This is a genomic window from Bacillus sp. 01N42_2 (assembly GCF_056399565.1).
Genome location: NZ_JBFTRO010000002.1, coordinates 705,787 through 732,519, shown reverse-complemented (window position 1 = coordinate 732,519; position 26,733 = coordinate 705,787). Strand labels below are relative to the sequence as shown.

Here is a 26,733-nt window from a genome sequence, read left to right as displayed (position 1 = left end):
AATTTTTTTTCAAGCTGTCTTTCTGAACGGGTACCGTAGAGGTATCCGATAAACATCATTTTGAATAAAATCAGCGGATCAAGTGAGGGGCGGCCTTTGTTTTCGCTGTAGTAAGGTTTCACCTTTTCAATGATGAAAGAGAAGTCTATTTTACGAAGCAGATGATCTTCTTCGACGAGTTGGTCAAGCAGAACAAATTCGGCTGTGTTTTGAGAAGAGTTTCTTGTGTGGAACATGAGAAAGACACCGTCCTTTTTAGTCTTTCTTTTATTTTATTGCAGGAGAATGGATATTTTAAGGAAAAATAAAGGCCGTCGAGATTTTCTCGACAGCCTGACGCTCCTATATAGGAGCGTTTTTTTTCACTAATAATATGGAGAAATTAAAAAATAAACTAAAACACCAGTAAGGCTAACATACAGCCAAATAGGCATTGTCCAACGTACTATTTTTCGGTGTTTCTGTGTTTGCATTGTTAACCCCCATATTAATGAAAATAATGCTAAAGGTACAACAATACCAGCAAGAATACTATGAGAAGTTAGAATAATATAGTAAAAGTATTTGTCGATCCCTTCTCCTCCATAGTGGGTGGTCTCTTTAGATAAGAAGTGGTAAGTTAAATATGAAAATAAAAATAATATTGTTGAAGAAAGTGCTGCAAATATGAAAGCTCTGTGAAGTTTTATATTATGTTTTTTTATAAAAATTAAAGCTGCTATAAGAAAGATGAACGTAAAGCTATTTAAAACAGCATTTATACGTGGAAAGATGGTTATATTAAAATTCACCTCTCCCTTATACCCTAAAGGTGAAAAAAATAACAGCAAGATAACCACATTAGCTAAAAGTGAAAGAGTGATTACTGTTTTTGTATAATTCGAGTTCTCCTTGGGTCTTTGAGTCTTTATTCTATTCAATTTTTTTCACCTCCCCCTCTACAGTAACATGATTTTTTCCAGAAGGGGATATATATGAAAAAAACAAAACTTAATTCCTATTCTATAAAGGATTTTTTATGATGTGGAGAGAAAACCGACATGAAAGAAAGCGAAAAAATTAAGTTTATCAAGGAAGAAGTTTTGACTGCAGTGGAAGCGGAGGAGCTGCTTGGAGTCACCCGGCAGCGTTTAAGCACCCTTGTGACTTCCGGAAAGCTCAAACCGGTTAAAAAGGTTGGACAGTTGCATTGTTTTTGCTTGAACATGTACAAGCCCTCAAAAAAGAATTAGAAGCCGGCCGGAAGAAATATCAGCCGTATGATGAATGAAGCCCTTCTCGAGATGAGGAGGGTTTTTAATTGTCATACGTTTGCCACTTATGCTGATAGGGTATTTCTATCGCAAGAAGAATATTGAGTGAGAGGGAAAATTTTGCTTTATTTAACACATTTGTTTATCTATAATAGGAGTACATATTCTAAGAGGTGATCGGACTATTATGGAACAAAGTGCATATAAGGCTTGTTTGCAGGATACAATAAATGAAGCGTCTACAAAGACATATTGCAGTAACATGCTAAAATCATTGGAACAATCTGGTCTTATTCATTATGAGGAACATTTGTTGGCAGAACAAGAGCAATCAGTTGATTTGACTGAATTTAAGACAGAATCAGAAGTTGTTCAACTTTGTAAGGCAATAGATAGAAGTGATAAAGTTATAAGAGCAATTGAAGAGAACGAGTTTACCTCAGCTTATAAATATTCAGCTCTCTTTGAAATCGACAGATCCCCAGAGGACTTAATTGAAAGTATGTATAAAAAGGGTGAAATACAAGACTTTCATTCAGAATCATTTACTTTCGATTTATTATTTGATGAAACTTCAAATATAATAGTACCAACTAGATATAAAGTTGATGATAAAGTCACTATATATAAGTTCAACAGGCATTTAACCGGTTTTTTACCCATTGAAGGTAATAACAAAAGGGAAATAAAATATCCTATCCTTGCTGTATTTGTTAATGATCTAAATGTGGTGGAGATAAGAATAGGGAAAATTAAAAGCTTTTTAAGAGGAGACGAATACTTTTATGTTAGGCAATTTGACTTTGTAGTTGATTGGTTACAAACTAATTTGGCTTGTCAACTAAATCCTATTGATTTAACAACTGCTATTGAACATATTTCAAAGTTAGAGGAAACAAATGTGATTGTTAGTGGTCAGTTAATGAATCTTAGAAGTGGAGCCAAAGCTAAATTAGAAGTAGGAAACAATGATGATTATCTTCCATTACTAGGAGAACTAAAAGAATTAATTAAAACAAATGCAGAGTTATTTAACAATAGTCCAGAAATAAAAGAGATACTTGATACTTTTATTTTAGAGACCGAAGAAACGTCAGATTTACCATGGATTTCACTCACATGGACAAATGAAACAAAATCAAAAGCAACTAAAGTTAAATTCAGTTTTAATTATATGAACAGGCAATACAGTCTTCTCCAGTATTATTATAGCAGTAGCACAGAAATGGAGAGAATGAATAATGTCACCAGATATATTATTGAAAGTAAAAAACAAGTTGACCAACAACTTCAAACTAACGGATAAACAGATTGCAGATTTTTTAGATCTATTCTCAAAATATAAAAAAGGACAATTGATTTATCCAGGATCATTTATTAGAAAAACTTACATGCAGATGAGTATAGTTTATAAAATTCTTGAAGACATATCATCCAGCGGAATTTTAGAGCGGAATTATGAAGTATATTGTCCATCTTGTTCTTGGTATACGGGCGGTTTATATAGAACCTTAAAAGATATTCCGGAAGAATTAGAATGTGATGAATGTGAGACAACATTGAATTTTTTGGATAACTCATTAGTTGTTTATAAAGTGGTGCTCGATTGATGAATAAAGGATTTTCGGCAAAAGACTATTTATTAAATGTATTAGGGAGTAAGGAAAAAATATTTAAGGCAATCACAGAATTTAAGGAAGAAGAAAAGCTTGCTTATCAGGAGAAGCTTAGTCAATTTAAAAATCTGCATCAACCCAAAGTCAAAGGTGATAAACGTGAAAAAGGAAAAGCATTGGAAGAACTTGTGACTTTTTTGTTTAACACTACATCTATTTTTAAGGTTTTAGAGAATATTCATACATCAACTAATGAAATAGATGTAATAATGACCTTAAATAGTAAAGGACGAAGCTTTTTATTAGAGGGTTTTTTAGACAACAAATTTGATGTATTTTTAGCTGAATGCAAAAATTATAATAAGACTATTGGTGTTACTTGGGTAGGGAAATTCTGGTCCCTGCTAAATTCTTCGCCTACTAAATTAGGAATAATTTTTTCTTATCATGGGTTAAGTGGAAGAAAATGGGCGGATGGGATAGGTTTAACCAAAAAAATCTATATGTCTAAAGAGAGAATAGAAGATAAAATATATATTATAGATTTTAATATTAAAGATTTTGAACAAATTGCAGAGGGTCATAGCATATTAGATTTAATTTCTTCAAAAATGCAAGCATTAATGTTGGATGTTGATGACTATAAGAAATTTTTAACTAAGCACCCTTCACAAGAATAAAAAAGCTCGATACATATTATTAATGTAGACGAGCTTTTTGTGGTGTAAATATCTATATACAATAAACAAATCTGCTTTTCTTTATCAAAAGGCATTTGATCATCTCGCAGATTCATCATTTCCAACGGATAAAAGAGAATCAAATGCAATTAACCATGTATCTCCTTTTAAATCCTTCACGTGTAGCTTCTGTTTACTTCATCTATGTAATGAACATGTCCTGTTACTTCTTCAATAAATCCGTCTCTGTATATACTGATGACCAGAACCGAGTTGAATTCCATCGCTTCGCAAATAGTGCGTGCCATCTCCTCGAGCTGGTATTCATCAAGAATGGGTTTTTCGATCTTCTGGACTTCTCTCTTCCTGTTTAACAGTTCAGCACTTTGCTCGGACAAAATGAATTTTTCCCCATTTCTTGTCGTAAATTCCTTGACTCATTCCGATCATTTCCTTGAATAAATTACATGAGAACGAAAGTTCCGTTATCAAAATAATAGTAGGTATGTTTAATTTAATCAATTGGTTTTAAATCGAAAAATGTTGGCGAGTTGTTGCCCCAACCTGCCAACAATTAATATTTTTATTCAGAAGGGATCAGACATCTATTTTGAAATCCCTTGATGGATAAGTATTTGTCAAGAATAAAAATAACAGCTCAGAAGATAATCACTACCTTGACAGGGTAGAGGTCGCTGGTTCGAGCCCAGTCGGAATCATAGCCGAAACCCTTGAGTAGCAAGGGTTTTTTATTTATTTTGCGGACGAAGCTGTCTGGTGAGGCTGATTTCGAAGCAGATTTATTCTCGACCAAAAGTTTCTCTCCCGCCAGCCTGACTGCTGATGGAATCTACTCGCTAAAGACAAAGTCTAACTCATTGAAAACATAGATAAAAGAAAGCCCTTCTCATACGAGAAGGGCTTTCTTTTATCTTGAGGAATTCAATGTGTTGTTTTATTTGTCGGTACTTGTTTAAGGCATTAGGAGGTCTATTATCAGAATTAGAGAGCCATTTTTTTATTTTACTAATGTTTTTTGGATCACTCAGAACAGAACTATACTTTCCGACCTTTTCGGCAAGTGGGGTCTGACATGTTACTCAAATATTACGCACTATTAAAGCCCATCTCTTATAAGAAAGGCTTTAATATCTTGGTCTCTAGGAAATTTGAATACCGGCTCAATAAAGGTTAAGAACCAAATTTCACCGCGTAGAATAATGAATGTACTTAACCTTTAAATATCTCAGGAATTTTGTTTCTCCATATTAATAATAGCTCTTTAAATTGGTCTGTTTCTATTGATTTTTTATAAGGGTCGTCGATCAAAAAAGGGTTTTCAACATCTGTAACATCTTTTTTTATCAATACACTTATCCCATTTAAATCAATTTCAAAATCCTCATGTATCCCATTTAAAACATTCTGAATGTATTCTATATACTCATCAGTTTGTTCTATTGTTGTAATATTTTCAATGAAGTCAGAGAAAAGACTGATTTCTTCTGGTAAAACTATTTTTATATCACCAAATGGATCTTTATCAAACCTGTATGAATATTTCATGTGTCACGGTCACCTTTAAGATTATTTTTTATATAACGGATATGCAGTTGCTATTGTTCCGTCACTATTTAAATACATTTCAATTTTAATTCCTGTTGAAGTGATTCCCCTATACTTATTTGAACGTACTTGTTTTCTAGTATGATAAGCTTCGTCAATTGCTTTTAATACATCAGTGCGGTTCCATTCTCTTGGAAAGAAACTTGAGTCCGCTATCTTTTTTACAGACCCGACTTCAACTTTCGTCATATACACTCCATTTTTGTCAGGTTTCTTTTCTGTATCTGGTATAATATTCCTGCCTATCATGCTTTTTGTTGTCGGCTCCCCGGCTTGAGAAATCATTGTCACCAAGATCATCCATGCCTTAAAACGCTTTTTTCAGGTTGACCATCTGACCGCGCAGTTTTTTATATTCACCCGCGCGCTGTTTGGCAGCGGCCAGCAGGCTGTTTGCTTCGAAAACTTTCATGACCATATCCAAACAAAATACTTCAACAAGATATTACCATGGAAGAATGAAGAAAAAGATCGCTGTACGATTCAAAAAGAGAAAATGAATAATTTGACCTGTGTCATCGTGCTTATTCTTGTGTAGTTAAGCATTTGAGAAGTGAGTTTGAAGATGATAAACCGGTAGAACTGGGAATTACTCGGCAGCGTTTAAATGAATTGAATTGGAAAGATTAAGCGGGTTAAAATGGTTGGAACAGTCACATTAAAGGTAAGATTAATTTGATAAGGAGAAATAGTTATGAAACAATTTCGATTTAAAGGTACAGTATTATTAGATAATGAATTGTGGTGTGTAAAAGATAAAAATGGCGTAATTCAAGATGCAGGTGAGTTATTAACCGGAATTGATATATTAACGGAAAATAATGTACCAGGCAGCTTTGAACTCATTGAAGGTGATGAAATTGAAGTCATTGTTAAAAGAAAATAAATTTTCATTTTAGCCAAATAAAACATGATTTTAAAAGAATGGTTATTAACATGAAGATAGAATAAATAATCCTGACTGAAGAGATTAAAATGACTCAAAATCCGCATGAGTCTTTTTGTTCTGTTCTTTATTACTGATACTCCCTATTACTTTGCTATAATACAACTCTAAGGCTGCAGATCACAAATGATCAAGCGCGGTGTATTAACGGGGGGAATGATTATGGTATACAAAATATTACGCAATATAAATAGAGCAACAATCTTCTTTGTCTTGGTTTTAGCATTTGATTTAACTGTTTTCTTAATGTCTCATGATGGTTATTACTTAAGCTTTGTGGTGGAAACAAATTATATTTTCCCTGTACTGCTTAATTTAGTCGCTTTTTTTGTGTTAGCGCAGAGGTATAAAATACGGAAATTATTTGTAATTTTCATAACTATTCCAGCAGTACTTATAGTTGCATTGTTGGCGGCAACTGGTGATTCATACGGTACCATTTCTTCGCCAACTAAAAATGTAACAGTAACAATAGAACATAGAAACGCCATCTTAGGTGAAACGAATTACTTTTACGATTTTTATGTGCATGTTCCTAGTTTATACCCTGGTTTAATGAGAAAAACGAATAAGGACACCGTACGTATTATGATTCGAAATGCCGGGGGTGAAGATGACCTTGATGTGTTAGGAGTAAGTAATGCCGAATGGAAAGATAACAAAATCATTTTCCATCCAGCATATGAAAAGGCGATTGAGGTTGATTTATAGGTTTTATGATATCCAGAAGTCATAATGAGTAAAGCGATACTCTCAAAACAGCCGGCTATACAAAGTTCTTAATCCAAGATACATATATGAGATATAAAGAAAGCAACTCAATTTATTGTCACTATTCTTTTGAAGAAACTAAGTAAATATTCACCATAAGGAACTCTGGTTTATGTTTGGTTCTTTTTTAGGAGGAAGGTATGTCAATTTTAACAATAATTGAAATCGTGTTAGTGGCAACTGTATTAGGGTTATTTGCATGGACTTTTAAAAAAGAGAAAAATACTGATGAAAGTGTATTTAATTATGCTAGATATATGATTTATTTGCTTGTCGCTGAAGTTGCATTGTATGTCGTATTTCAAATCGTTTAAGTTTACTCTAGGCAAAGAGAGATGTGAATCATGATAGATGTCTTAACTAATATCTTAAAAAATGACAGACTGGATGAATACCCATTATTTAAAAAATTTTGCTCTCTCAAAGAAAAAGGGTTACGTAAAGAATCCTTTAAAGTATTATCTTCGTTTATCGATGAAGCCAAAACGTGGGATATTAAGGCACAACAGAATTTTGCTTGTTGGCTGTTTGCTTTATTAGAAACATCAGATGATATTCACCATATACTTGTTCACCCTTTAGAAATGGATCTTTTAAAGCCTTTGCTTGAAGCATGGATGAAGACTAACCCCGAAGATCCAAGACCATACAGGTGGTATGGTGTGTTTTTAAATACTGAAAACCGGATCGATTACTTAAATAATGCACTTAGACTAGGCGGCAGTAATGAACAATTATCTTTATTAACGTTAATCGATATTCATTTGAACGCCTTGTGGTATTCATTTCATCACATATCCGAAGATTTATATCTAGGCGATATTAAAGAAGATCAAGCACTTCTTACCAAGTCCCGGCAGTTGAACAACAAGATAGAATGTCAACAAACAAGAAAAAGCAATAACGAACAGCTTAACTATTATCAAGATTTGTTGAATGACTGGTTGTTGTTTAAAGAAGAACAATCAAAGGGATTTGTTGAATGGTGTGAAAATAAGGGCAGAAGCTATCCTTGGGTCAAATCTTATTATTACGAAAAATAGCAATTGCAAGCATGTTTGATTTTTAATCGTAAGGGGAGATAGATTTGATGATAATAAGATACGTAGCTGTCCTTATTTTGTCGGCCATATGCTCTGCACTGGTATATGTTATCACCTTGGATCAAGCTGAATATGTCCCTTATCTTATAATTAGCGGGATCATGTTGACATGTTATTCAATTTTTGAATTGCCATTGCAGCTTTTCTTAAACCGAAAAGCTAGAAGGTTCAATTTTAAATATCTCTTAATATACACAGTGTTTTCATTTATTGCATGGCTAATCATAGCGCTTCTCTTTGAACCTTATAACCCAATAGGGTCCATACTAGCGAGTTATGAGATATATTTATTCAGTGTATTATTTGCTCTGAACTTTTGGGTTTGGGACTCTATTCTTGTACAGAAAGTTGCGGGTTAAGTAACTGAGCTCTAAGTAAAAATACCTTTTTATATTCATCAGTTCTTCCTTTAACTTTAATATTATGCAATTTGGAAGAGTGAGTAACTTTGAAGTGAATGGATTGAGGATGGAGAGAAAAAACATTGTTGTTGCGGAAGGCTGGGGGAAATGGCATCAATCCTGTAAGACCTTTATCAGCAGCGGTTTAAGTATGTTGAATGGAAGCGGCTTGTTTAAATTTGTTAGTACATAAATTGTGAGATTAACCTATATCAACACGGCATGATAAAGAAAAGGGTTGTTTATGTTGAACTGGAAAAGAAATGAAAAAAATATGTTTACAGGAACTTTAATTGCAATTTTTTTGATTTTAATATTTAGCGTAATATTTATTAAAGGAGCGAGCCATACTCCCGGTAAGGATGATGTTGCTGTTTTTGGGAAATTTGCAATCAGCAGACCGCCGGGCGACTATGATCTATATAATAAAGACAATTCCAAGACGGTTTTAGAAAACGTTACGGGTTACTATGAATCATCTGACTCCCGAGTTTATGTGCAAAATAATTCAGATTTTGTTGTGATTAATAAAGGAACATCATATGAGAAAAGATCGCTGAAGAGAGCTTCGAAAAATGATAGGAAAATGTTAAGCAGAATAAATAAATTTGAGGAAGAATAAGGCAATTTATTAATCAGGAAAAAACATAAAATGTTAAAACTCCTTACAGTTATGAAATAATCATTTTATTTAGACGTATTGAAATTTTTTCTTAGAGGAGAAAGTTTATGGATTTACTTAATTGGACTTACATTATATCTACAATTATAGGAGCTGCTGGGTTCATAAGTTTATTGTGGTTCTCTTATCTTAATAACAAAAGTGAAAAATAAAGCAGAGCATTAAAGGATGAAAAATTCGCATTAAGCAAGTTCTTTATGTTTCTTCTCCATCGCTCTGAAGGACCTTAATTTGAAACATCTAACCCCTTGTTTAATTCTTTTCCTTTTTAATTGAATATTTGTACATTAACATGGCGGCAAAATCATCACCCATCAATCAATTTTTGCATAATCTTCGTATATTTCAGTTGTTATCCTTATTCATGCTATTCCAATCTAGAGAAAGGATACCTGCAGGCGATATTGGAATGCAGACATTTGAGTTCAATAAAGAAATATTCGGCCACGTTATCAAGCCCCCCCACCATTAACTGAGGGGGGCTTCTTATTAATTTGGAAAATGCGTTGACTTACAATCCATATTCAAAAAGATCAATTGCTTTTAGATTCACCGTTCTTTTTGCTCCTGACAATCTTTTTGTCGACTAAATCACTTTGTTTAAGTTGAACTGGTTGTTAGAACATCATGTGATGCACCTCCTTTAAAAAGCATACACACATATTAGAGGGCTGAAATTTACCCGAATGAATTAGGATACGACGTCCAAACTACTTTTCGCATGGAACCAACATGGGCAACTGGTCAACAGCTTTAAAAACTTCATCATAACAGGGAAATGCGGTGAGCATTGGGAATATAAAGAAATATAGGCTTACAGCTATGCAGGATGTATGAATATCCGTCAGACGGTGAAGGAAAGGCAATCTCCATGTGTCGTGGCGGTTCGAATGCGGGTGAATGGAACTTCCCATTCATCCGCTGTTATGTCAGAGGGACGAAAAGACATGTTTTGAGGAGGAAGCGGAATGATTAAATTTACACGGCCATCGCCCATGAAGAAAACATGCACGATGCACCCGAAAAAGAAATCTGTCAGAGCGGTTTCGTTTACTGATTTTAACGGCAATTCTGTAACAGTAACACTTTGTGAAAAGTGTCTGGCTGATTTAAAAAAGAAAGCCGCAACTGAATACAGGAGCGTGATCGAGGAGCGGGCCAAACAGAATCGTTTCAAGATTGGTGATCATGTGTATTTAAAGCATTTGGGAGTAGTGGGCGAGGTGAAAAACATGGAAGGTGTTCAAGCGGCAAACAGGACAGACACAGACGAAATCCGAATGGCCACCCCTAAGGAAATCGCAGAATACAAAAAGCAGGAGAAGCAATAACAAGGAAATTCTATCAGCGGTATTACTTACGGGAGCGGCGGCCGTTGCGCCGTCTGCTTCAGCGGCTTGATCCGGCTGGCAAAATCAATCCGAATACAGCGGCCGCGACTTATACAAGAAGCACAGCGGGGCAGTTATAAAACGGCAACGCCTCTGAAATTATTCAACGTGAAAACAATCTGGAATAAAACCGGAAAGGGGACCTATGCCATCCAGCTTGAGAACCACATCGGAACATTTGAATCAGCCAAATGTCAAATCAAATAAGGGAGATTCGATGGCGCTGAGAATAGTTTTTCTGCTGATGGGGTTAGGATTCTGGTTTTATTTCTATTAGAGGGCGGTGCATTTTATGGGGCTCAGTAAATGAGTGCGGGCCTTGACCGCCTTCGTGGAGGCAGTAAACATTTCTGTTCGATTGATTGACTCTGGCTGTTTACCGTCAGCGGGTGTTTTTCAGCGATTCCCTAACTGTCACGGAAAACATTTCACAGGAAAAATATTGACTGTTTTCCTGTTTGTGATGTTTATTAGAAGGAGTATACAAAATTATTATAATGAGGAGGTCTGGATGTGAAAAATAAAGCGAGAATACAGGTTGGAATATGCATTGGGCTTTTATGTTTAAGCTTTACCGGTTTCAGCCCTTTATTCGGCTCAACGCATGCTGAAGCAAAATCCATAGAAGACACAAAAATGACAAGCTGTACAACGAACAAAAAATTTGTTCAGCTTGAGAAAAAATTTGATGCCAGGCTCGGGGTTTATGCGATTGATACGGGGTCAAACAAGACAATCGCCTACCGGCCGAATGAACGGTTTGCTTACGCATCAACCTATAAAGTTCTGGCCGCAGCTGCTGTTCTGAAGAAAAGCTCAAATGAAAAACTTAATGACATCATCCGCTACACCAAAGATGATCTTGTTACATATTCTCCAATCACAGAAAAACACCTGGATACAGGCATGCGCCTGAAAGAAATCTCCGAAGCCGCTGTCCGTTACAGCGATAATACCGCCGGGAACCTATTGCTCCAGCAGCTTGGCGGCCCTAAAGGTTTCGAAAAGTCATTGAAACAGATCGGGGATCATGTAACGAAAGCTGATCGATTCGAGACGGATTTAAACTCGGCGATTCCCGGGGATCGTCGTGACACAAGCACCGCAAAAGCACTGGCAACTGACCTTAAGACTTTCGCTTTGGGTAATACTCTCACGGCTGACAAGCGCACGATTTTAACAGATTGGATGCGGGGCAACGCTACCGGCGACGAACTGATTCGGGCAGGCGCTCCTGCAGGATGGGAAGTCGGCGATAAATCCGGAGCCGGAAGCTACGGCACACGAAACGACATTGCGATCGTTTGGCCGCCTGACAGAGCTCCAATTGTTTTGGCAATCCTGTCAAACCGGTTTACGGAAGATGCCGATTATCATAATGCTCTTATCTCGGAGGCTGCAAAAGCCGCCCTTGATGGCCTTAAATAAACATTGCCGTTCATTGCGGTATTTTTTTCGATAAATGTGATAATGAAGAGCCATAAAATGATGGGAAGAGGGGGAATTGCGATGCATTACATAACGGCATGCTTAAAAATCATCAGCGACAGAGACCTTAATGAAATAATGAAGGAATTCAAAAAACTTGAGGAAGAAACGAACAAAGAAGAAGGCTGTATTCAGTTCCATGCTCATCCGCTTGAACCATCAGAACGCAAAATCATGCTTTGGGAGATTTGGGAAAACGAAGAAGCTGTTAAAATCCATTTCACGAAAAAGCATACAAAAGACGTTCAAAAACAAAAATTAACGGAAGTAGAATGGTTAATGAAAAGCAATGTGAATGAGTAAAAGGCTTTGTCTGTTGTTGGCCGACTCTGTCAGCAACAATCATCAGTTTCATTCACTAAAACCCTTGCTGCGCAAGGGTTTTTTACTTTGAAAAGTTCTTTATACTGCAGTCTTTTTATGGGTAAGGAACAGACTTGGAATGAAGATGGCCGCAAGGATGATGACGGATACTAAAAATCCGGCATGGTAGCCTTTTAAACTGTTCGAAATCGTCGGCTGCAATCCTTGTATGACAGTTGCGGTAACGGTTGCGATCACAGCTGACCCAAAGCTGGAACCGAGGTTTTCAATCATATGAATACCGACACCCGCTTCCGGAAGCTGTTTACTGTCAAGACCTGTATAAGCGTCACTCATCAATGGGAGCATAATTCCTCCAAAACTGGTGCCGCGGATAAACAATATGACGGAAATCCAAATCATACTTGTGTTATCGGTGATAAAAATCAGCGGGCCAGATCCGATCAGCGACAGAACAAGACTGACCATAACGACGTATTTCGCACCAATCTTATCAATCATTTTTCCGGTCAGCGGACGGGTCACGAGCATTCCGACTCCTTGAGGGATTAAAGCGAGTGCTGCTTCGACTGCCGTGAAATGACGGAAGTTTTGAAAAAACAGCGGAAGTATTAACATCGGCCCCATGATGGCAACATTCGCTAAGAACAACCCGATCGCTGATGCTAAGAAGCTCTTGTGAGCAAACAAATTCATCGGCAGCACGGTTTGATTTTTTCTGATCCGGTTATATACGAGGTAAATCGCTGCTGAAACAAGACCGATGACCACCCATAAGATCGTGTCGCTATTGTTAAATGATGCATGAGCCGCCGCTTTCGTAATACCGTACATCAATGCCGCGCTCATTAATGACAAATTGATAATCCCGAAAATATCGAGTTTACGATCTTTGTTGAATGGTTCAAAGTTCGGAATGGTTTTCATCATAAGCGGTGCAGCAATCAAAACGATGAACACGTTGATGTAAAAAATCCAATGCCATGAAGCACCTTGGACGATGAAGCCTCCGATGACAGGTCCTAAGATAGGGCCGAAGATCATAGGGGTGCTGACGATTGCCATCACTTTTCCCAGGTTTTCCTGACCTGCCGTTTTAACCAAGAGTGTTGACATAAGCGGAGTGATAATGCCGGCGCTGAATCCTTGAAGCAAACGGAAGAAGATGAAGCTGGAAACGTCACGGCTCATTCCCGCAAAAACAGAAATGACACCAAAGGCGATGACTGAGCCGATGAAGATTTTCTTGCCGTTATATTTGTTCATAAGCCAGCCGGATACGGGTACTGCAATCGCAAGTGCTAACATATAGCCTGTAACGGACCACTGAATGGTATCCAATGTCGTGTGGAAGTCTTCAGTCAGTTTGCCGATGGCGATGTTTACCATCGTAGAATCAAGCATTGGAGCGATTGCTCCCAATGCAATAGCCCAGGCGGCTGTGAGAACTTCTTTTGGCAGCCGAAGTTCCTTTCTTTTATGTGTTGACATATTATTCTCCTCTCAAAATTGTTGTCTTTGTTTCCTTGTCAACAAAATAATAGAGTGTTTTTGTTTCTTTGTCAACAATAAGAGGGGTATAAAAAGGCAGCCCGTTTTCATGGAGCAGGGCTGCCGGTACTATATTCATATTTATTCCGATTTCATGTCTGCACCAAGTTTCTTTATTTCTGAATCCAAATGTCTGCTGTATGTTTCCACAAAATTCAGCATCGTGTCAAATTGTTCATCAGTTACTTGTTCAAATACGATTTTGTCCCGTTCTTGAAACTCTTTGTGCAATTCCTCGTGAATTTTATAAATGACTTTTCCTTGCTCGGTAAGCCTGAAATAGATTTCTTTCTTGTTAAGCGGCTTCTGATAGCTTTCGATAAGGCCTTTATTAATAAGCTTCTTCGTTAATTTACTTATGGCGCCTCTTGTCATATAAAGGGACTCCGCAAGTTTAGTCACATTGGCGTCTTCAATTTTTTCGATTTTTTCGATGCAATGCACTTCAGAAGGTTTATGCCCCTTAAGGCTTTCTTCCATCTTCAGCCTATTCAGCCACACCATCTTGTTAAAAAAGTCCCTGAAATTCGTGAGGAGCTGTTCTTTTTTGTCCATGGCCCGTCCTCCTGCTCGGTGGTGCTTACACAATAGTATAAAATTTTTGTTTCTTTTTCAACAATCGTAAAGCTGTTTTAGGAACTGAGAGTTAACCGAAACGTGGTTTTTCGGGTATTTTTCTTTCCGTATTCGTTACTTGCTCTTTTTCTTTTCATAACAGGCCAACTCTACAGCCTTATAAAAAAGCAGGCTGCGCAATGAGCCTGCTTGAGAATCACATCAATCATTTTCCTGTTGCGGCGTCATAAAAAGCGTCGATTGCGGTTGTGTATTTCAGGACGTTTTTAGACACTTTTGCGGTTGCGCCTAATGGATACGCGTCTGACAGAACGCTGGAGTGAGCCTCGGGCTCCCAGTAAAATACGCCGGTTCCTTTACTGTTCGGAACCGCTTTCACCAGTTTTATGGTGTCTTTTATGGTCCAGTAGGAATCTTTCGGATTATTTTCATCTCCGCCCAGTTCAACCACCATGACTTCCTTGTTGTAGCGGGAGGCGATGTCATTTAAATTAGAGGATAATTGGCCGGTGAGCTCCCAGTAAGGCTTACCCTCCCAATAGGGGTAGAACGAAACGCCGATGATGTCGGTTTTGCCGCCATTTTTAAAGAATTGATCAAACCACCATCTGAATAGGCTGTTGTCCGTGCCGTGTGCCAAATGGCTGATTACCTTGGTGGCCGGGCTGACGGATTTCACGGCGTCATAGCCTGTGTTCAATAAGGCGGTCAATTTGCTGAAATCGTTCGTGCTGCCGTCGGGCAGTAAAATTCCTGAATTCATTTCATTTCCTACTTGCACCCAATCAGGGGAGATGCCGTTATTTTTAAGTTCTTTCATGACGTCGTACGTATGGTTATACACCGCTCCTTGCAGCTGGCTGTTTGAATAGCCGGTCCATTGGTTCGGCTTGATTTGATGGCCGGGATCGGCGAACACATCACTGTAATGGAAATCAACCATGACCTTCATTCCTAACGCTTTTGCCCTTTTGGCCGCCGCAAGTACGCCCGCTTTGTCACTATAGCCGAGCATGGTCCATGTTGTGCCGTCTTTCAGCCAATAATAGCTGCTTGGCGGATTCACAAACACTCTCAGTCTCACGGCATTTATTCCGTGATCTTTAAGAATCTGCAAGGCATCTTTCTGTTTCCCGCCGTCATCCAGCCAGCGCACACCTTCATCCTCCATTTGTTTCAGCCAACCTATATCAGCGCCATAGGCAAACGGGGCATCCGCTTTTGCTTTAGGAGACTTCTCAATGAATGTAAAAGCGGTGAAAATGAGGGAAAGACAGATGATATTTACAAATACACGCTTCACCTGGTTTTTGAACATCACAATACCTCCTGATAAAAAAGATTGTTGATTGAGTTCACTCTGAATGTTTCAGCTGCCATTCTCCAATAACGTCGTGAAACGCTGAAACGCCTGAATGCCTTCGGCTGTCATTTTAAAAACGCCTGCATCGGTCAGCGCGCGTAAAAATACATTCGCGGTTTCTTTTTGTAAAACAGCGGCTGCATTTTCAAGTGTCACGTCTTTATCCGCTTTGATGTTTTCGGCCCACGGAAGATGAATGTCTTTGATGTCATGAGGTTCATTCAGCAAATACTTTTTTACTTCTGCCAGCTCATCTTTCAGGCGGGGAGGCAAAACGGCAAGCCCCATCACTTCAATCAGACCGATGTTTTCTTTTTTGATGTGATGAACGTCTTGATGCGGGTGAAAAATGCCATCCGGATAATCTTCGGAGGTGCGGTTGTTTCTGAGGGCGAGATCGATTTCGAAATCCGTTCCCCTGCGTCTGGCAATTGGAGTGACGGTATTATGGAATTCATTCGTCTTTGCGATGACGCCGACGGTTGCGTCTGAATATTCCCGCCACTTTTCAAAAACATATGCAGCCGCCTCAGTCAGCAAATCCGGATCTTTTGCCCGCAGGCGGATCACTGATACCGGCCACTTCACGACAAAAGCCTGAACGTCTGGAAAATGATGCATACGAAAAGGATAAAGGGAGTCCGCTTTTGCCATCGGAAACTCATGAGCGCCGCCTTGATAATGATCGTGTGAAAGAATGGATCCCCCTACGATCGGTAAGTCTGCGTTTGATCCCGCGAAATAATGCGGGAAGATTTCCGTAATGGCCAGAAGTCTTCTGAAGCTGCAGCAGCTGATGTTCATCGGCTTGTGCGTGCTTGAAAGGAAAATGGCGTGCTCGTTGTAATACGCATAAGGTGAATATTGAAAACCCCACTGTTCTCCCGCTAAGTCAAGCCGGATGATGCGGTGGTTTGAACGGGCAGGGTGATGTAAAGTTCCGGCATATCCCTCATTTTCCATACAGAGCAGACAGTTCGGATAACGGTTTTCCGGGCTGTTTTTAACCAGGGCGATGTCTTTAGGGTCTTTTTCCGGCTTTGATAAATTAATTGTGATCTCCAACTCGCCAAAAGGTGTTGGTGAGCGGTACACGATATTTTTTCGGATGGCCCGCGTCTTCATATAGTCGTTGTTTTGGCTCAGACGGTAAAAATAATCTGTTGCTTTTTTCGGGCCATCTGATAACAATTCGCTGAATGTGGCATTGATCAGAGAAGGGGCCGGTGTGATTACATCCATGATCCTGCTTTCCAGCATGTCTTTTTCAGCCGGCGTGTCGTTGATGATTGACCGTTTTACCGCGTCTTTCACCATTTCGTCCAAATAGTGAAGCCTGTTTTGTTTCTTGATATGCTTCGGTTCTGCATAATCCGTCAGTCCGAGCAGATCAAGAAGCCTGTTTCTTGTATAAATTACATCTGTTTCATTTATGTCGCCTAAGACAGTGCTCTCTTTCAGAAACCCTGCCACTGATTCAAAAACTTCAATGACCGCCGCCTCCATTTCATTTGTCTTTGTATCCGTTTGGATGATGCTGATGCCAATTCCATGCTGATTCAACGATTTCCGTTATGTCCGTTTGTTTCGGATTCCAGCCGAGAATGTTCCGCGCTTTATCGCTTGATGCGATGAGAGTGCCCGGATCACCGGGTCTTCTTTCGGCCGCTCTTGCTTTTATGCCTCGCCCGGTTGCTTGCCGGGCTGCATTGACCATTTCTAATACGGAAAATCCGCTGCTTGAGCCTAAATTGAAAATGCCGCTGTCTCCGCCGTTCTGCAAATATTCCAGAGCGAGAATATGGGCATCGATTAAATCAGAAACATGAACATAATCGCGGATGCACGTGCCGTCTTTAGTATCATAGTCAGTGCCGAATATCAAAACCTCGTCCCGCTGACCGAGCGCGGTTTGTAAAAGGATAGGGATAAGGTGGGTTTCCGGTTGATGATCTTCTCCGATGGAACCGTCCGTTTTCGCGCCGGCCACGTTAAAATACCGAAGGGAGACATATTTTATGCCCCAGGCGGCATCGCACCACTTCAGCATTTTTTCTGCCATTAGTTTTGATTCGCCGTATGCGCTTTCCGGCTTTTCCGGCATGTCTTCTGTGATGGGCACTTTTTCAGGTTCGCCGTATACAGCGGCGGATGAAGAAAATACAATGTGTTTCACCCCGAATTCCTGCATGACCTCCAGTGTAATTTGTGTGCCGTACACATTATGATTGAAGTATGAAAGCGGGTCTTTCATTGATTCGCCGACAAGGGATTGAGCGGCAAAATGGAGAACGCCCGTTATGTTCTCCTTCGCAAAAACAGAGCGAAGAAACGGTTTGTCGCGGATATCTCCATGGTAAAAAACGGCTTTTTCATGAACGGCTTTCCGGTGGCCTGTCTGGAGATTATCCACAGCTATCGTTTTAAATCCTTTGTTTACTAATTGATCAACCGCATGAGAACCGATATAGCCGGCTCCGCCGAGAACGAGAATCGCCATGATTTATTTTTCCCTCCATTCAGCCGCGCCATCGCTTATATCCGCGATGTAGAAAGAAGCTTCAAGACCTGTCCTGCTGCGGTAGTGAGATGAAACAGCCCGGATAAAGCCGGCGGTTTCTCCGCTTTCCACAATGGCTATGGCGCAGCCGCCGAACCCCGCGCCCGTCATCCGCGCCCCGAGCGCACCTTCCTTCCAGGCTGCTTCAGCGAGCGCGTCTAATTCGGCACCGGTCACTTCATAATCATCGCGTAATGAACGGTGGGACGCATTCATCAGCTCCCCGAACATTTTCAAATCATTCAATTTGAGAGCTTCCGCGGCTGAGAGGGTCCGCTCGTTTTCATTGATTCCGTGACGGGCTCTTTTGCGCAATGTTTCACGGGAGAGAAGGTGTTCGAGTTTGTTGAATTCTTCTGCCGTTAATTCCGCAAGTGATGCGATATTCCGATATTGCCGAAGTTCTGAAAGAGCCTCATCACATTCACTGCGGCGTTCATTATATTTTGAAGCTGCCAGTTCCCGGCGCTTGTTCGTATTCATAATGACGATTTTATATCCGTTAAAAGCAGCCGGAATCATTTCGTGCTCAAGCTTATCGCAGTTTAAAAGAATGGCCATGTTCTTTTTGCCTTTTTGCACTGCGAATTGATCCATAATGCCTGAATTCACGCCGATAAATTCATTTTCGACTCTTTTTCCGATAAGCGCCAGTTCAGTATCGGAAACATTCAGACTGAATAACTCTCTTAAAATAGCACCGGTTAACATTTCAATAGAAGCGGAGGAACTTAATCCGGCGCCGTTTGGGATCGTACCGTGAAAAAGAATATCCATTCCGCTGTCTATTTGGCCGCCGGCTTGGAGAAGGTAACGGATCATTCCCTTTGGATAATTGGTCCAGCCGTCTTCTTTTTTGTATGCTGTATCGTGGAGATCAAGGCAGACAATGCCGCTGTCCGGAAAGTTTTCTGAGAATAACCGGATTTGGTGATCTCCGCGTTTTGCGCAGACGGCATATGTTCCGATCGTAATCGCGCAGGGAAGAACGTGGCCGCCTATATAATCCGTATGTTCCCCGATCAGGTTGATCCGGCCGGGTGCGAAAAACAGTTCCCCGTTACTTCTCTGGAAAACGTCTTTAAATCTTGATTTCAAACGTTTGTCATCCATGATAACCCTCCGATTCTATTTTGAGGTATGCTCCAGTATGAACTGAATGGCTTTGTGCGAATTCCTGGTGAGGCCGATATATTCCGCTCCTTTCGTTGCGATGAGTTTCACATGCAGGCGGTCTGCATCTTCTTTAATGTCATCGTAATAAGAGCCGACTTGCGGAGCCAAAATGATCATATCGAAGTCTTTCATGATGTCGTAATGGGATCCGTAGGCGCCTGCTGAGGCGGTGATCGGCACGTTATATTCCTCGGCGCCCTCTGTCAGTGCGTTCGCAAGCATGGCGCTCGTTCCCGCTCCGGCGCACAGCACTAACACATTGGTGCCGTGTTCCAAGGCGGATGAGGATTCCTGAAGATTTGTGCTGATGACCGAGGCCGCGTCTTCAGAGGCGCCGGCCATTGCGGGCTGTATCTCCCGGGATGTTTGCGGCGCGGTTTCAGATTCGGTGTGTTGAGCTTCTTTCGCCGCTAATACATTGTCGTAAGCTTTACAGAATGGCAGGTATATCAGGAAATCGACAATGATTAACACGGCTGTGAGGACAAAAGCCGAAAGCCCCATCCCGGTCCCCAGAATCAGGCCGACGGGAGCCGGGGCAGCCCACGGAAGAACATACATAAAACTGTTCATTCCGATGACATCAACGAAAAATTTAAACAGACAGACATTCACCATCGGCGTTACAACAAACGGAATGAAAAAATATGGATTTAAAATGATCGGCGCAGCAAAGAGAAGAGGTTCGTTTACTGCGAAAGACACCGGAACCGCGGATGCTTTTCCGACTGCTTTCAATTGCTTGGATTTCGCGAAAAGAAGAAAAATAAACGGAACAACAAGGGTTGCGCCGGTTCCTCCCATAGTGCCGACGAAATTTCCGAGTCCGACGGTCAGCACGTTGGACGCCTGCTCACCGGCATTATGAAGCTGAAGGTTCGCCTCCACATTTGCGTAAATAATAGCCGCGATGGCCGGCTCCACAATAGAAGGCCCGTGAACGCCGACAAACCAGAACAGCGCCATCATTCCCCAAATGACAGAAATCCCAAGATAACCGTCTGCAGCGGTAAAAAACGGCGATAAGAGAGAGGAGAGAGCCTCCGCGAACGATACGTTCAGCGTATTCCTGATCAATAAATCAATGATCACCATGGCCAAAACGGAAAAGGCGAACGGGAAAACATCTTTAAATGTTTGCGAAATGGTTCCCGGAACTTCTTTCGGCATTTTAATCGTAATATTTTTCAGAGCGCAGAATCTGTAAACGTTCACCGTTATGAAAGCGGATACAAAAGCGGCTAAAAGACCTTTTGTGCCGAGATATTCCGTGGAGAATCCGCCGTCGATTTGAGTGACGCTTAAAATGAGAAACCCGACGACTGAAGCAAGCATCGCTGAAACGGGATTGATCCCTTTGTTTTTCGGCATTTTCCGGTTCATTGATTCACTCAGGCATTTCGCAGTTGTTGCCGCAACAATCAGGCCGAGGGCGCCCATTGAATAGTTATAAACTTTCCAAAGCCATTCAGAAACATTTTTAGGCCAAGTGAAACCCAACACTTCCGGCACAGCCGCGGTGAGGATGAAAATGCTGGCGAATAAAATCACAGGCATGGCCGTTAAGAAGCCGTCGCGGATCGCGCCTAAATAAATGTTTCTTGAGATTTTTTCAAAAAACGGTTTTCCCTTTTCGATTTGCTTGATGATACCGTTCATTTTTCCACTCCTTATCGGCGGCTTCGGTAGAGTTCTATAAAATCCTGAATAAGATCACGGAGCAGAAGGGTTGTCATTAAATGGTCCTGGCCGTGAACGAAAATAAACCCTAATTCCATGTCCTTGCCGTCAGCTTCTTCAGCTAACATTTTCGTTTGCGCATTGTGGGCGAGGGTTAGATTTTCATCTGCGCTTTTTAATGCTGCTTCCGTGTTTTCGAAGTTTCCGGCACGGACTTCTTTCAGGACTTTCAATAAAGTGCTTCTGGCGTCGCCGGCATAGGCGACGATTTCAAAACCAAGCATCTGCAATTCTTCCTTTGTCATGAAAACACCCTCCTAAAGACGGCACACATGATGAAAAGAGATTCTTTTCACCATGTATGATCGTTAAATGATTGTTTTTGTTTCACTTACAAGTTTGTACCAGTAGGCCGATTCTTTCGGATACCGTTTTTGGGTGTCGAAGTCGACGTAAAAAAGACCGTAACGTTTGTTGTAGCCGTTGGTCCATGAAAATAAATCCATTAAGGACCATAAGAAATATCCCTTTACGTTGACCCCGTCGCTAATCGCTTTGCTGACGGCTTCTAAATATACTTTTAAATAGTCGATTCTTGCCTTATCCATAATGATGCCGTCTTCAAACTCATCTTTATAGCCCATGCCGTTTTCGGTAATGTAAATTTTGTTATATTGCGGATAGTCCCGTTTGATGCGTATCAGCATGTCATACATGCCTTCAGGATAAATGAGCCAGTCCCAATCGGTCCGTTTCAGGCCTTCTTTGTAAATTCTTTCGCCGATCCCTTTTACTTTATAGACCGAAGTGCCCTTATCTCCCGTTCCGTTATGGTGAATAACGGTCTCTCCGTCGTACGCTTTGACGAAATGGCATTGGTAATGATTGATGCCGAGATAATCATTGCGCGTTGACGCTTTTTTCATCACGTCAAAATCGCTGTCTGAAAACTCGTATGAAGCGCCATTCGCCTCACAGATTTCATCCAGAGCACGCATGGTTTCTTCAGAATAATAGCCGAGGTAGGTGGCATCCAGGAGGAATCTCACTGATAACGCGTCATCGAGAAAGCAGGCATGGCGGTCTTCTTCCGAGTCACTGGCGGGGTATTTTGTTTCCAGTGAGTGGACGACACCGATTTCTCCCGGATAGCCGCCTTCTTTAAAGAGGTTGACGGTCATCGCATGCGCCACCATCATGTGATGGAGGCATTGAATGACTTTTGTGATATCACTTTTAACAGATGGCGGGAAAACGCCGAGTAAATACTGGTTGGTGGCTGTAGGATAGATTTCGTTAAACGTGCTCCAATATCGGATTTCGCTGAATTCTTTAAAGCAAAACTCCGCATACTTGACGAACGCATCTATTGCGGCGCGGTTGAGAAAATCTCCCTGATCAAATAATCCTTTCGGCGTATCGAAATGATGCAGCGTGACAAAAGGGGTGACGCTGCGTTTTTGGCACTCTGAGAAAATACGGTGATAGTAATCAACGCCTTCCTGATTGATTTCGCCTGTGCCATCAGGGAAAATTCTCGTCCATGCTATAGAAAGGCGGATGCCGTTTATTCCGAATTTCTCACATAGTTTGATATCTTCCGGAAACTGTCGGTAAAAATCACTTGCCGGATCAGGGCTGAATCTTCCCTGTTTTTCAAGAAATTCATCCCAGGCTACAGGCCCTTTGCCGCCTTCTTTTGTGGCGCCTTCCGCTTGGTATGCCGCAGTCGCCCCGCCGAAAATAAAGTCATGAGGTAATTTGAGCATTACTGAATCCTCCTTTGCCAATGTGTAAATTGAAGTTTGTTAATGTTTGTAAATGTTATCTTTTGTTTAATAGTAAACGCATACATTTTTGTTGTCAATAGCTTCATAAGGAAATAATAACTGTGTTTACAAGGGTAAAACAAGTTCTTCAATGTTTTATATGTTGATAATATTGTTTGTTATTGTTTGTTTTTGTTGACCAGATTGGCGTGGTATGTTAGATTGTGTGTAAAGTTGAGGGGATGATTGAGCATGTTAAAAAAAGAGCGTCTTTTAAAAATCATCGATATCGTAAACTCGCGGGGGTTTATTACGGTGAGTGATATTATCGATGAATTGGAAGTTTCTGATATGACGGTGAGAAGAGATCTGGATGAGCTGGATAAGGCCGGAAAAATCGTGCGTATTCACGGAGGCGCACAGAGCATTTCTTATTCCATTGACCACGAATTATCGCATAATGAAAAACTGGATGTTCAAATGGAGGAGAAGGGGAAAATCGCGGAACTCGCGGCTTCATATGTAAATGACGGCGATACCGTTTTTTTAGGACCGGGCACGACAATTGAACTTTTAGCGAAACACCTGCTGCATAAGAGAATTCGGATTATCACCAATAACTACCCCGTGTTTGATATTTTAAAGCATGGCGACACTGCGGATACCATCCTGATTGGCGGCGACTTCCGAAAAAACACGGGTGCATTTGTTGGGCCTATTGTAAACGGCAATCTGCAGAAATTCAATTTTACGAAAGCCTTCATCAGCGCAAACGGCATACATAATGATGAGATTTCTTCTTACAGCATTGAAGAAGGAGAGGCCCATCAAATCGCGCTGAACAATTCGCGGACGAAATTTTTGCTGGCGGACAATAAAAAATTCAACCGGGAAGATTTTTACGTGTTCTACAACTTACATGATATGGATTATTTGATTACGGATGATAAAGTGATGAAAGATGTTCAGATCCATTATGAGCAATATGTGGATGTCAAAATCGCAAAAAAATAAAAAGGGGAGGCGTTTCGATGAAAGGGGTTATTTTTGATTTCAACGGCACGATGTTTCAAGATTCACATCTCCACGAAAAAGCGTGGTTTTACATGGTGAAAAAATACTCTCCGAAAGCGATTTCTGATGAAGATATTTTCATTAACATTCACGGAAGAACAAACAGTGAAATCCTGACGCATTTTATTTCCGGCGATTTAACAAATGAAGAAATCAAGAAGATGTCTTTTGAAAAAGAAGCCTACTACAGAGAATTATGCCTTGAAAACAAAGCGGAGTTAAAGCTGACGAAGGGGCTGACCGGCGTCTTAAACCATCTGAAAAAGTCCGGAATGCCGATGACCATCGCCACGGCTACGGTAAAGGAAAATGTCGAGTTTTACTTTGACGTCTTTCATTTGGGAAAGTGGTTTGATTTTGACAAAGTCACGTTTGATGACGGAAGCTTCCCCGGAAAACCGGCGCCGGATATTTTTATCATCGCATCGGAAAAATTAGGCCTTAACCCTGAAGAGTGCCTAGTCATTGAAGATGCCTTTTCCGGGCTCACAGCGGCGAAAAAAGCAGGTGCGGGCAAGATTGTGGCCATTGACCCGTTCGGAAAAAACCGCGCGTTATTTGAAGAAAAACATCTGGCGGATGACGGGATACTGACAGATTTCACCTCGTTTTTTGAGGTGATTGCCGGATATTCTGTTTGAGAGATGCAGTTGGATTGATGGTGACCTTTATGTAAGATCTTTTGATGTATTATCCAAAATTTGGTGTAAAAAAACGCTCCCTATTAATATATGTGCAACAGAAACCGAAGTTTTTGATGAGTTCTAAATGAATATATTTAGAATATGAATCTGCTTTGGATAGGTGGAATCGCAAAAAATTTTAGGAGATTTGCAAAACAATTCAACAGCTGTTCTTCATAATAGGGTTTACAGTGTTGAAGGTAGAAAAAGTCCTATTTAGCAAGCCCTCTTTTTAAAAAGAGGGCTTTTTTTATGAGGTGCTTATCCTTTTTCAGTTGCGCTTTTGTTTTTATAATGATTTTCACATCGGAGGCGGCATTTTTTGGATCAGAAAGGTGCTCGCCTTAATTGAGAAGATAAAGGAAGTTGAAAAAGATATGCCGTTTGCGGATGTCAGCCTGTCTTTTGAGAAAGATCATTCTTCAATGACGCTTATTTCCCCCGTACCGAAAAAAAGTGAAACACGTTCTCCTCGCTTTTCATAGGTTCTGATAAGTCCTTCCTGATTTTTAAGTTTCCAGCCTTTTTCGGCTATTTCCAATTGGTATAAACCGCTCGGACCTTCTTCTTCTTTTGCGAAACGGTATGTATAGTTTGAAACGTATTTTCCTTTTTCATATTCCTTTGTTTTGCTGTGCATAGCGAATAATGGCACCGGGAAATCCGGGTGAGAAACGGATGCTTTATATCCTCCCAAAATAAATAAGCTAAATAACAATAATATAAAAAACCACAGAATATATTTCATAAAACCTCCTTATGTCAATTAGTCGGTGCATTTTAAAAAAAGATACACCGTATGATTGGGTTGTAAAAGCGGGTAAGAAGATAAGGAAAGGAGAGAGACGGATGGAACTTGATTTTGTGATTCGTCTGGCGGTTGCGGGGCTGCTTGGGGCCCTGATTGGATTGGAGAGAGAATTCAGGGCGAAGGAAGCCGGTTTGAGGACGCATTTTCTAGTGGCCGTCGGCAGCGCCTTGATGATGATTGTTTCCAAATATGGATTTTTTGATTTGTTATCCAACAGCCATACGTCCTTTGACCCGAGCCGGGTGGCGGCGCAGGTCGTCAGCGGTGTCGGATTTTTAGGGGCTGGCACGATTATTTTGCAGCGGCATGTCGTGCGGGGGCTTACGACAGCCGCGGGGATTTGGGCCACGTCCGGGATCGGTCTGACGATCGGGGCGGGGATGTATGTCATCGGTATCAGCGGCACGATATTGGCGTTAATCGGGCTTGAACTTTTAAATTTTCTGTTTAAACCGGCGGCGCATTCTCTGTCTGTCAGTTTCCAGATTGAGGAGAAAGCCGTTATGCATGAAATTTTAACTTCGCTTGAAGCAAAGGGAATTCTCATCACGTCCTATGAATTGAATAAGGCGGTGCTTGAAGTGAAGGGAAGGGTGAAAAGCAAAAGCGGAAAAGCCGCGGTGATGGAGAAAGTTCAATCCCTCCCGTATATCCTGTCCGTCAAAGTTGAATAGCAAAAAGGGGAAGCTCCCCTTTCTGCGGTCATTTCTTTTCAAACATTAATACCAAGGATAGAACGGGATATACGGCCGCGGATAGTATGGATACGGTCTGGGGAAATAATAAGGCGGCCGCGGATAGTATGGATATGGTCTGGGGAAATAATAAGGCGGCCGGGGATAATGATACGGCACCCGCTCGTGGCTCTCGGCTGTGTATTCATGATCAAAAGGATCGTACAAGAGGAAAACCTCCTTTGAAAGAGTTATTCCGTTTACCATATTCCTGTATGCCCGGTATGGTGTGCGTACTCCGGGCAGAAAAAAAGATGCCGGTTATCATCCGGCATCTTTTTTTACACTTTCACATCAATGGAATGGCCGGCAGTCGGGTGCTGGGCCGGCAGCATTTTTACGGTTTCTTCCGCAGCGGTCTGGGCATTCTGCATGACCGTTTTTGTTAACGCGATATTTACATTCTGCGCCAGAGATGCCTGGTGCATAGCGATTGATAACGCAGGGATATCCATAGCTTCCACCTCCTTATCCC

General features: G+C 40.8%; 29 protein-coding genes, 1 tRNA gene and 5 pseudogenes. 18 read left to right on the top strand and 17 right to left on the bottom strand.

Annotated features, from left to right (window positions below):
• Together AC1DN5_RS07470 and AC1DN5_RS07465 are read right to left on the bottom strand one after the other, a co-directional pair.
• Positions 1-236 (bottom strand): transposase (locus tag AC1DN5_RS07470; protein WP_441397040.1); only part of this gene is annotated, 236 nt, incomplete at its 3' end.
• Between the two features lie 129 nt (positions 237-365).
• On the bottom strand, positions 366-920 hold the full coding sequence (locus AC1DN5_RS07465) for a DUF420 domain-containing protein (RefSeq protein WP_366969540.1): 555 nt from the start codon (positions 918-920) through the stop codon (positions 366-368).
• A 120-nt stretch (positions 921-1,040) separates the two neighbouring features.
• On the opposite strand from AC1DN5_RS07465, the pseudogene AC1DN5_RS07460 reads away from it, so the two are divergent.
• From AC1DN5_RS07460 to AC1DN5_RS07445, 4 genes and pseudogenes are all read left to right on the top strand, one after another.
• Positions 1,041-1,270, top strand: a pseudogene (locus tag AC1DN5_RS07460) (helix-turn-helix domain-containing protein).
• A gap of 170 nt (positions 1,271-1,440) precedes the next feature.
• Entirely contained in the window at positions 1,441-2,559 is a 1,119-nt protein-coding gene (locus tag AC1DN5_RS07455; RefSeq protein WP_366969539.1) for a hypothetical protein, read from the top strand.
• Entirely contained in the window at positions 2,495-2,863 is a 369-nt protein-coding gene (locus AC1DN5_RS07450) for a hypothetical protein (protein WP_366969538.1), read from the top strand. The genes AC1DN5_RS07455 and AC1DN5_RS07450 overlap by 65 nt, the downstream gene beginning before the upstream one ends.
• Positions 2,863-3,549, top strand: coding sequence for an acetylglutamate semialdehyde dehydrogenase (locus AC1DN5_RS07445; protein ID WP_366969680.1), 687 nt, complete (start codon positions 2,863-2,865; stop codon positions 3,547-3,549). Before AC1DN5_RS07450 ends, AC1DN5_RS07445 begins: the two co-directional genes overlap by 1 nt.
• Positions 3,550-3,648: 99 nt before the next feature.
• On the opposite strand, the pseudogene AC1DN5_RS07440 reads toward AC1DN5_RS07445, so the two are convergent.
• Positions 3,649-3,990, bottom strand: a pseudogene (locus AC1DN5_RS07440) (YolD-like family protein).
• Positions 3,991-4,171: 181 nt separating this feature from the next.
• On the opposite strand from AC1DN5_RS07440, the gene AC1DN5_RS07435 reads away from it, so the two are divergent.
• Positions 4,172-4,268: transfer RNA gene (locus AC1DN5_RS07435), tRNA-Val, on the top strand.
• Positions 4,269-4,779: 511 nt separating this feature from the next.
• On the opposite strand, the gene AC1DN5_RS07430 is transcribed toward AC1DN5_RS07435, so the two are convergent.
• The 3 genes and pseudogenes from AC1DN5_RS07430 to AC1DN5_RS07420 form a co-directional block, all read right to left on the bottom strand.
• Complete coding sequence (locus AC1DN5_RS07430; RefSeq protein ID WP_366969537.1) at positions 4,780-5,115, bottom strand: tRNA-Val4; 336 nt, start codon at positions 5,113-5,115, stop codon at positions 4,780-4,782.
• A gap of 21 nt (positions 5,116-5,136) precedes the next feature.
• Positions 5,137-5,460, bottom strand: coding sequence for an EndoU domain-containing protein (locus AC1DN5_RS07425; RefSeq protein WP_366969679.1), 324 nt, complete (start codon positions 5,458-5,460; stop codon positions 5,137-5,139).
• A 25-nt stretch (positions 5,461-5,485) separates the two neighbouring features.
• Positions 5,486-5,587: pseudogene (locus tag AC1DN5_RS07420) on the bottom strand (hypothetical protein); the annotation flags it as partial.
• A gap of 282 nt (positions 5,588-5,869) precedes the next feature.
• Here AC1DN5_RS07420 and AC1DN5_RS07415 point away from each other — a divergent pair.
• The 10 genes and pseudogenes from AC1DN5_RS07415 to AC1DN5_RS07370 all read left to right on the top strand — a co-directional run bounded on the left by AC1DN5_RS07415 (position 5,870) and on the right by AC1DN5_RS07370 (position 12,260).
• On the top strand, positions 5,870-6,061 hold the full coding sequence (locus tag AC1DN5_RS07415; RefSeq protein ID WP_366969535.1) for a hypothetical protein: 192 nt from the start codon (positions 5,870-5,872) through the stop codon (positions 6,059-6,061).
• Positions 6,062-6,283: 222 nt separating this feature from the next.
• Positions 6,284-6,832: a hypothetical protein gene (locus AC1DN5_RS07410; RefSeq protein ID WP_366969534.1), complete on the top strand. Its 549-nt coding sequence runs from the start codon at positions 6,284-6,286 to the stop codon at positions 6,830-6,832.
• 200 nt (positions 6,833-7,032) lie between these two features.
• Positions 7,033-7,206 carry a hypothetical protein gene (locus tag AC1DN5_RS07405; RefSeq protein ID WP_366969533.1) on the top strand — a complete coding sequence of 58 codons (174 nt, stop codon included), beginning with the start codon at positions 7,033-7,035 and terminating at the stop codon, positions 7,204-7,206.
• 30 nt (positions 7,207-7,236) lie between these two features.
• Entirely contained in the window at positions 7,237-7,935 is a 699-nt protein-coding gene (locus AC1DN5_RS07400; RefSeq protein WP_366969532.1) for a hypothetical protein, read from the top strand.
• A gap of 47 nt (positions 7,936-7,982) precedes the next feature.
• The gene (locus AC1DN5_RS07395) at positions 7,983-8,354 is read left to right on the top strand and encodes a UPF0715 family protein (protein ID WP_366969677.1); all 372 of its coding nucleotides are present in this window, start codon (positions 7,983-7,985) and stop codon (positions 8,352-8,354) included.
• A gap of 286 nt (positions 8,355-8,640) precedes the next feature.
• Positions 8,641-9,018 (top strand): hypothetical protein, encoded by a 378-nt coding sequence (locus tag AC1DN5_RS07390; protein WP_366969530.1) that lies wholly within the window; start codon positions 8,641-8,643, stop codon positions 9,016-9,018.
• A gap of 1,028 nt (positions 9,019-10,046) precedes the next feature.
• Positions 10,047-10,409, top strand: coding sequence for a hypothetical protein (locus tag AC1DN5_RS07385; RefSeq protein ID WP_366969529.1), 363 nt, complete (start codon positions 10,047-10,049; stop codon positions 10,407-10,409).
• Positions 10,410-10,416: 7 nt separating this feature from the next.
• Positions 10,417-10,676: pseudogene (locus tag AC1DN5_RS07380) on the top strand (hypothetical protein).
• Between the two features lie 300 nt (positions 10,677-10,976).
• Positions 10,977-11,897, top strand: a complete 921-nt coding sequence (gene bla, locus AC1DN5_RS07375; RefSeq protein WP_327814381.1) for a class A beta-lactamase — start codon at positions 10,977-10,979, stop codon at positions 11,895-11,897.
• Positions 11,898-11,939: 42 nt separating this feature from the next.
• Positions 11,940-12,260, top strand: a complete 321-nt coding sequence (locus AC1DN5_RS07370) for a putative quinol monooxygenase (protein WP_327813949.1) — start codon at positions 11,940-11,942, stop codon at positions 12,258-12,260.
• 99 nt (positions 12,261-12,359) lie between these two features.
• Here AC1DN5_RS07370 and AC1DN5_RS07365 read toward each other — a convergent pair whose 3' ends face one another.
• The 9 genes from AC1DN5_RS07365 to lacG form a co-directional block, all read right to left on the bottom strand.
• The gene (locus AC1DN5_RS07365) at positions 12,360-13,772 is read right to left on the bottom strand and encodes an MDR family MFS transporter (RefSeq protein ID WP_366969528.1); all 1,413 of its coding nucleotides are present in this window, start codon (positions 13,770-13,772) and stop codon (positions 12,360-12,362) included.
• A 141-nt stretch (positions 13,773-13,913) separates the two neighbouring features.
• Positions 13,914-14,387: a MarR family transcriptional regulator gene (locus AC1DN5_RS07360; protein ID WP_045925370.1), complete on the bottom strand. Its 474-nt coding sequence runs from the start codon at positions 14,385-14,387 to the stop codon at positions 13,914-13,916.
• 226 nt (positions 14,388-14,613) lie between these two features.
• On the bottom strand, positions 14,614-15,726 hold the full coding sequence (locus tag AC1DN5_RS07355) for a glycoside hydrolase family 53 protein (protein WP_188153931.1): 1,113 nt from the start codon (positions 15,724-15,726) through the stop codon (positions 14,614-14,616).
• A gap of 51 nt (positions 15,727-15,777) precedes the next feature.
• Positions 15,778-17,277 carry a UDP-glucose--hexose-1-phosphate uridylyltransferase gene (galT, locus tag AC1DN5_RS07350; RefSeq protein WP_366969675.1) on the bottom strand — a complete coding sequence of 500 codons (1,500 nt, stop codon included), beginning with the start codon at positions 17,275-17,277 and terminating at the stop codon, positions 15,778-15,780.
• Between the two features lies 1 nt (position 17,278).
• Positions 17,279-18,271, bottom strand: coding sequence for a UDP-glucose 4-epimerase GalE (galE, locus tag AC1DN5_RS07345; RefSeq protein ID WP_327813954.1), 993 nt, complete (start codon positions 18,269-18,271; stop codon positions 17,279-17,281).
• A gap of 3 nt (positions 18,272-18,274) precedes the next feature.
• A complete protein-coding gene (locus AC1DN5_RS07340; RefSeq protein WP_064777863.1) occupies positions 18,275-19,444 on the bottom strand; it encodes a galactokinase in 1,170 nt (389 codons plus the stop codon).
• A 15-nt stretch (positions 19,445-19,459) separates the two neighbouring features.
• Positions 19,460-21,166 carry a PTS lactose transporter subunit IIBC gene (locus AC1DN5_RS07335; protein ID WP_366969527.1) on the bottom strand — a complete coding sequence of 569 codons (1,707 nt, stop codon included), beginning with the start codon at positions 21,164-21,166 and terminating at the stop codon, positions 19,460-19,462.
• A gap of 11 nt (positions 21,167-21,177) precedes the next feature.
• Positions 21,178-21,492: a PTS sugar transporter subunit IIA gene (locus AC1DN5_RS07330; protein WP_007407323.1), complete on the bottom strand. Its 315-nt coding sequence runs from the start codon at positions 21,490-21,492 to the stop codon at positions 21,178-21,180.
• 63 nt (positions 21,493-21,555) lie between these two features.
• Positions 21,556-22,956, bottom strand: a complete 1,401-nt coding sequence (gene lacG, locus AC1DN5_RS07325; protein ID WP_366969526.1) for a 6-phospho-beta-galactosidase — start codon at positions 22,954-22,956, stop codon at positions 21,556-21,558.
• A 252-nt stretch (positions 22,957-23,208) separates the two neighbouring features.
• Between lacG and AC1DN5_RS07320 the strand changes: the two genes are divergently transcribed.
• Together AC1DN5_RS07320 and AC1DN5_RS07315 are read left to right on the top strand one after the other, a co-directional pair.
• Entirely contained in the window at positions 23,209-23,970 is a 762-nt protein-coding gene (locus tag AC1DN5_RS07320) for a DeoR/GlpR family DNA-binding transcription regulator (protein WP_045925377.1), read from the top strand.
• A gap of 17 nt (positions 23,971-23,987) precedes the next feature.
• Positions 23,988-24,671, top strand: coding sequence for an HAD family hydrolase (locus AC1DN5_RS07315; protein ID WP_366969524.1), 684 nt, complete (start codon positions 23,988-23,990; stop codon positions 24,669-24,671).
• A gap of 457 nt (positions 24,672-25,128) precedes the next feature.
• Here the strand turns inward: AC1DN5_RS07315 and AC1DN5_RS07310 are convergent, their stop codons facing one another.
• On the bottom strand, positions 25,129-25,461 hold the full coding sequence (locus AC1DN5_RS07310; protein WP_366969523.1) for a hypothetical protein: 333 nt from the start codon (positions 25,459-25,461) through the stop codon (positions 25,129-25,131).
• A 101-nt stretch (positions 25,462-25,562) separates the two neighbouring features.
• On the opposite strand from AC1DN5_RS07310, the pseudogene AC1DN5_RS07305 reads away from it, so the two are divergent.
• A pseudogene (locus tag AC1DN5_RS07305) lies at positions 25,563-25,959 on the top strand (MgtC/SapB family protein); the annotation flags it as partial.
• 580 nt (positions 25,960-26,539) lie between these two features.
• Here the strand turns inward: AC1DN5_RS07305 and AC1DN5_RS07300 are convergent.
• Positions 26,540-26,713 (bottom strand): YjfB family protein, encoded by a 174-nt coding sequence (locus tag AC1DN5_RS07300; protein WP_064777866.1) that lies wholly within the window; start codon positions 26,711-26,713, stop codon positions 26,540-26,542.
• Positions 26,714-26,733: the final 20 nt, after the last annotated feature.

Bases quoted from the DNA above. Each gene is read 5' to 3' on its own strand.
- AC1DN5_RS07455 (WP_366969539.1), top strand. From the start codon at position 1,441: ATGGAACAAAGTGCATATAAGGCTTGTTTGCAGGATACAATAAATGAA.
- AC1DN5_RS07450 (WP_366969538.1), top strand. From the start codon at position 2,495: ATGTCACCAGATATATTATTGAAAGTAAAAAACAAGTTGACCAACAAC.
- AC1DN5_RS07445 (WP_366969680.1), top strand. From the start codon at position 2,863: ATGAATAAAGGATTTTCGGCAAAAGACTATTTATTAAATGTATTAGGG.
- AC1DN5_RS07430 (WP_366969537.1), bottom strand. From the start codon at position 5,115: ATGAAATATTCATACAGGTTTGATAAAGATCCATTTGGTGATATAAAA.
- AC1DN5_RS07425 (WP_366969679.1), bottom strand. From the start codon at position 5,460: ATGATTTCTCAAGCCGGGGAGCCGACAACAAAAAGCATGATAGGCAGG.
- AC1DN5_RS07415 (WP_366969535.1), top strand. From the start codon at position 5,870: ATGAAACAATTTCGATTTAAAGGTACAGTATTATTAGATAATGAATTG.
- AC1DN5_RS07410 (WP_366969534.1), top strand. From the start codon at position 6,284: ATGGTATACAAAATATTACGCAATATAAATAGAGCAACAATCTTCTTT.
- AC1DN5_RS07405 (WP_366969533.1), top strand. From the start codon at position 7,033: ATGTCAATTTTAACAATAATTGAAATCGTGTTAGTGGCAACTGTATTA.
- AC1DN5_RS07400 (WP_366969532.1), top strand. From the start codon at position 7,237: ATGATAGATGTCTTAACTAATATCTTAAAAAATGACAGACTGGATGAA.
- AC1DN5_RS07395 (WP_366969677.1), top strand. From the start codon at position 7,983: ATGATAATAAGATACGTAGCTGTCCTTATTTTGTCGGCCATATGCTCT.
- AC1DN5_RS07390 (WP_366969530.1), top strand. From the start codon at position 8,641: ATGTTGAACTGGAAAAGAAATGAAAAAAATATGTTTACAGGAACTTTA.
- AC1DN5_RS07385 (WP_366969529.1), top strand. From the start codon at position 10,047: ATGATTAAATTTACACGGCCATCGCCCATGAAGAAAACATGCACGATG.
- AC1DN5_RS07370 (WP_327813949.1), top strand. From the start codon at position 11,940: ATGAAGAGCCATAAAATGATGGGAAGAGGGGGAATTGCGATGCATTAC.
- AC1DN5_RS07365 (WP_366969528.1), bottom strand. From the start codon at position 13,772: ATGTCAACACATAAAAGAAAGGAACTTCGGCTGCCAAAAGAAGTTCTC.
- AC1DN5_RS07360 (WP_045925370.1), bottom strand. From the start codon at position 14,387: ATGGACAAAAAAGAACAGCTCCTCACGAATTTCAGGGACTTTTTTAAC.
- AC1DN5_RS07355 (WP_188153931.1), bottom strand. From the start codon at position 15,726: ATGTTCAAAAACCAGGTGAAGCGTGTATTTGTAAATATCATCTGTCTT.
- galT (WP_366969675.1), bottom strand. From the start codon at position 17,277: ATGGAGGCGGCGGTCATTGAAGTTTTTGAATCAGTGGCAGGGTTTCTG.
- galE (WP_327813954.1), bottom strand. From the start codon at position 18,271: ATGGCGATTCTCGTTCTCGGCGGAGCCGGCTATATCGGTTCTCATGCG.
- AC1DN5_RS07340 (WP_064777863.1), bottom strand. From the start codon at position 19,444: ATGGATGACAAACGTTTGAAATCAAGATTTAAAGACGTTTTCCAGAGA.
- AC1DN5_RS07335 (WP_366969527.1), bottom strand. From the start codon at position 21,166: ATGAACGGTATCATCAAGCAAATCGAAAAGGGAAAACCGTTTTTTGAA.
- AC1DN5_RS07330 (WP_007407323.1), bottom strand. From the start codon at position 21,492: ATGACAAAGGAAGAATTGCAGATGCTTGGTTTTGAAATCGTCGCCTAT.
- lacG (WP_366969526.1), bottom strand. From the start codon at position 22,956: ATGCTCAAATTACCTCATGACTTTATTTTCGGCGGGGCGACTGCGGCA.
- AC1DN5_RS07320 (WP_045925377.1), top strand. From the start codon at position 23,209: ATGTTAAAAAAAGAGCGTCTTTTAAAAATCATCGATATCGTAAACTCG.
- AC1DN5_RS07315 (WP_366969524.1), top strand. From the start codon at position 23,988: ATGAAAGGGGTTATTTTTGATTTCAACGGCACGATGTTTCAAGATTCA.
- AC1DN5_RS07310 (WP_366969523.1), bottom strand. From the start codon at position 25,461: ATGAAATATATTCTGTGGTTTTTTATATTATTGTTATTTAGCTTATTT.
- AC1DN5_RS07300 (WP_064777866.1), bottom strand. From the start codon at position 26,713: ATGGATATCCCTGCGTTATCAATCGCTATGCACCAGGCATCTCTGGCG.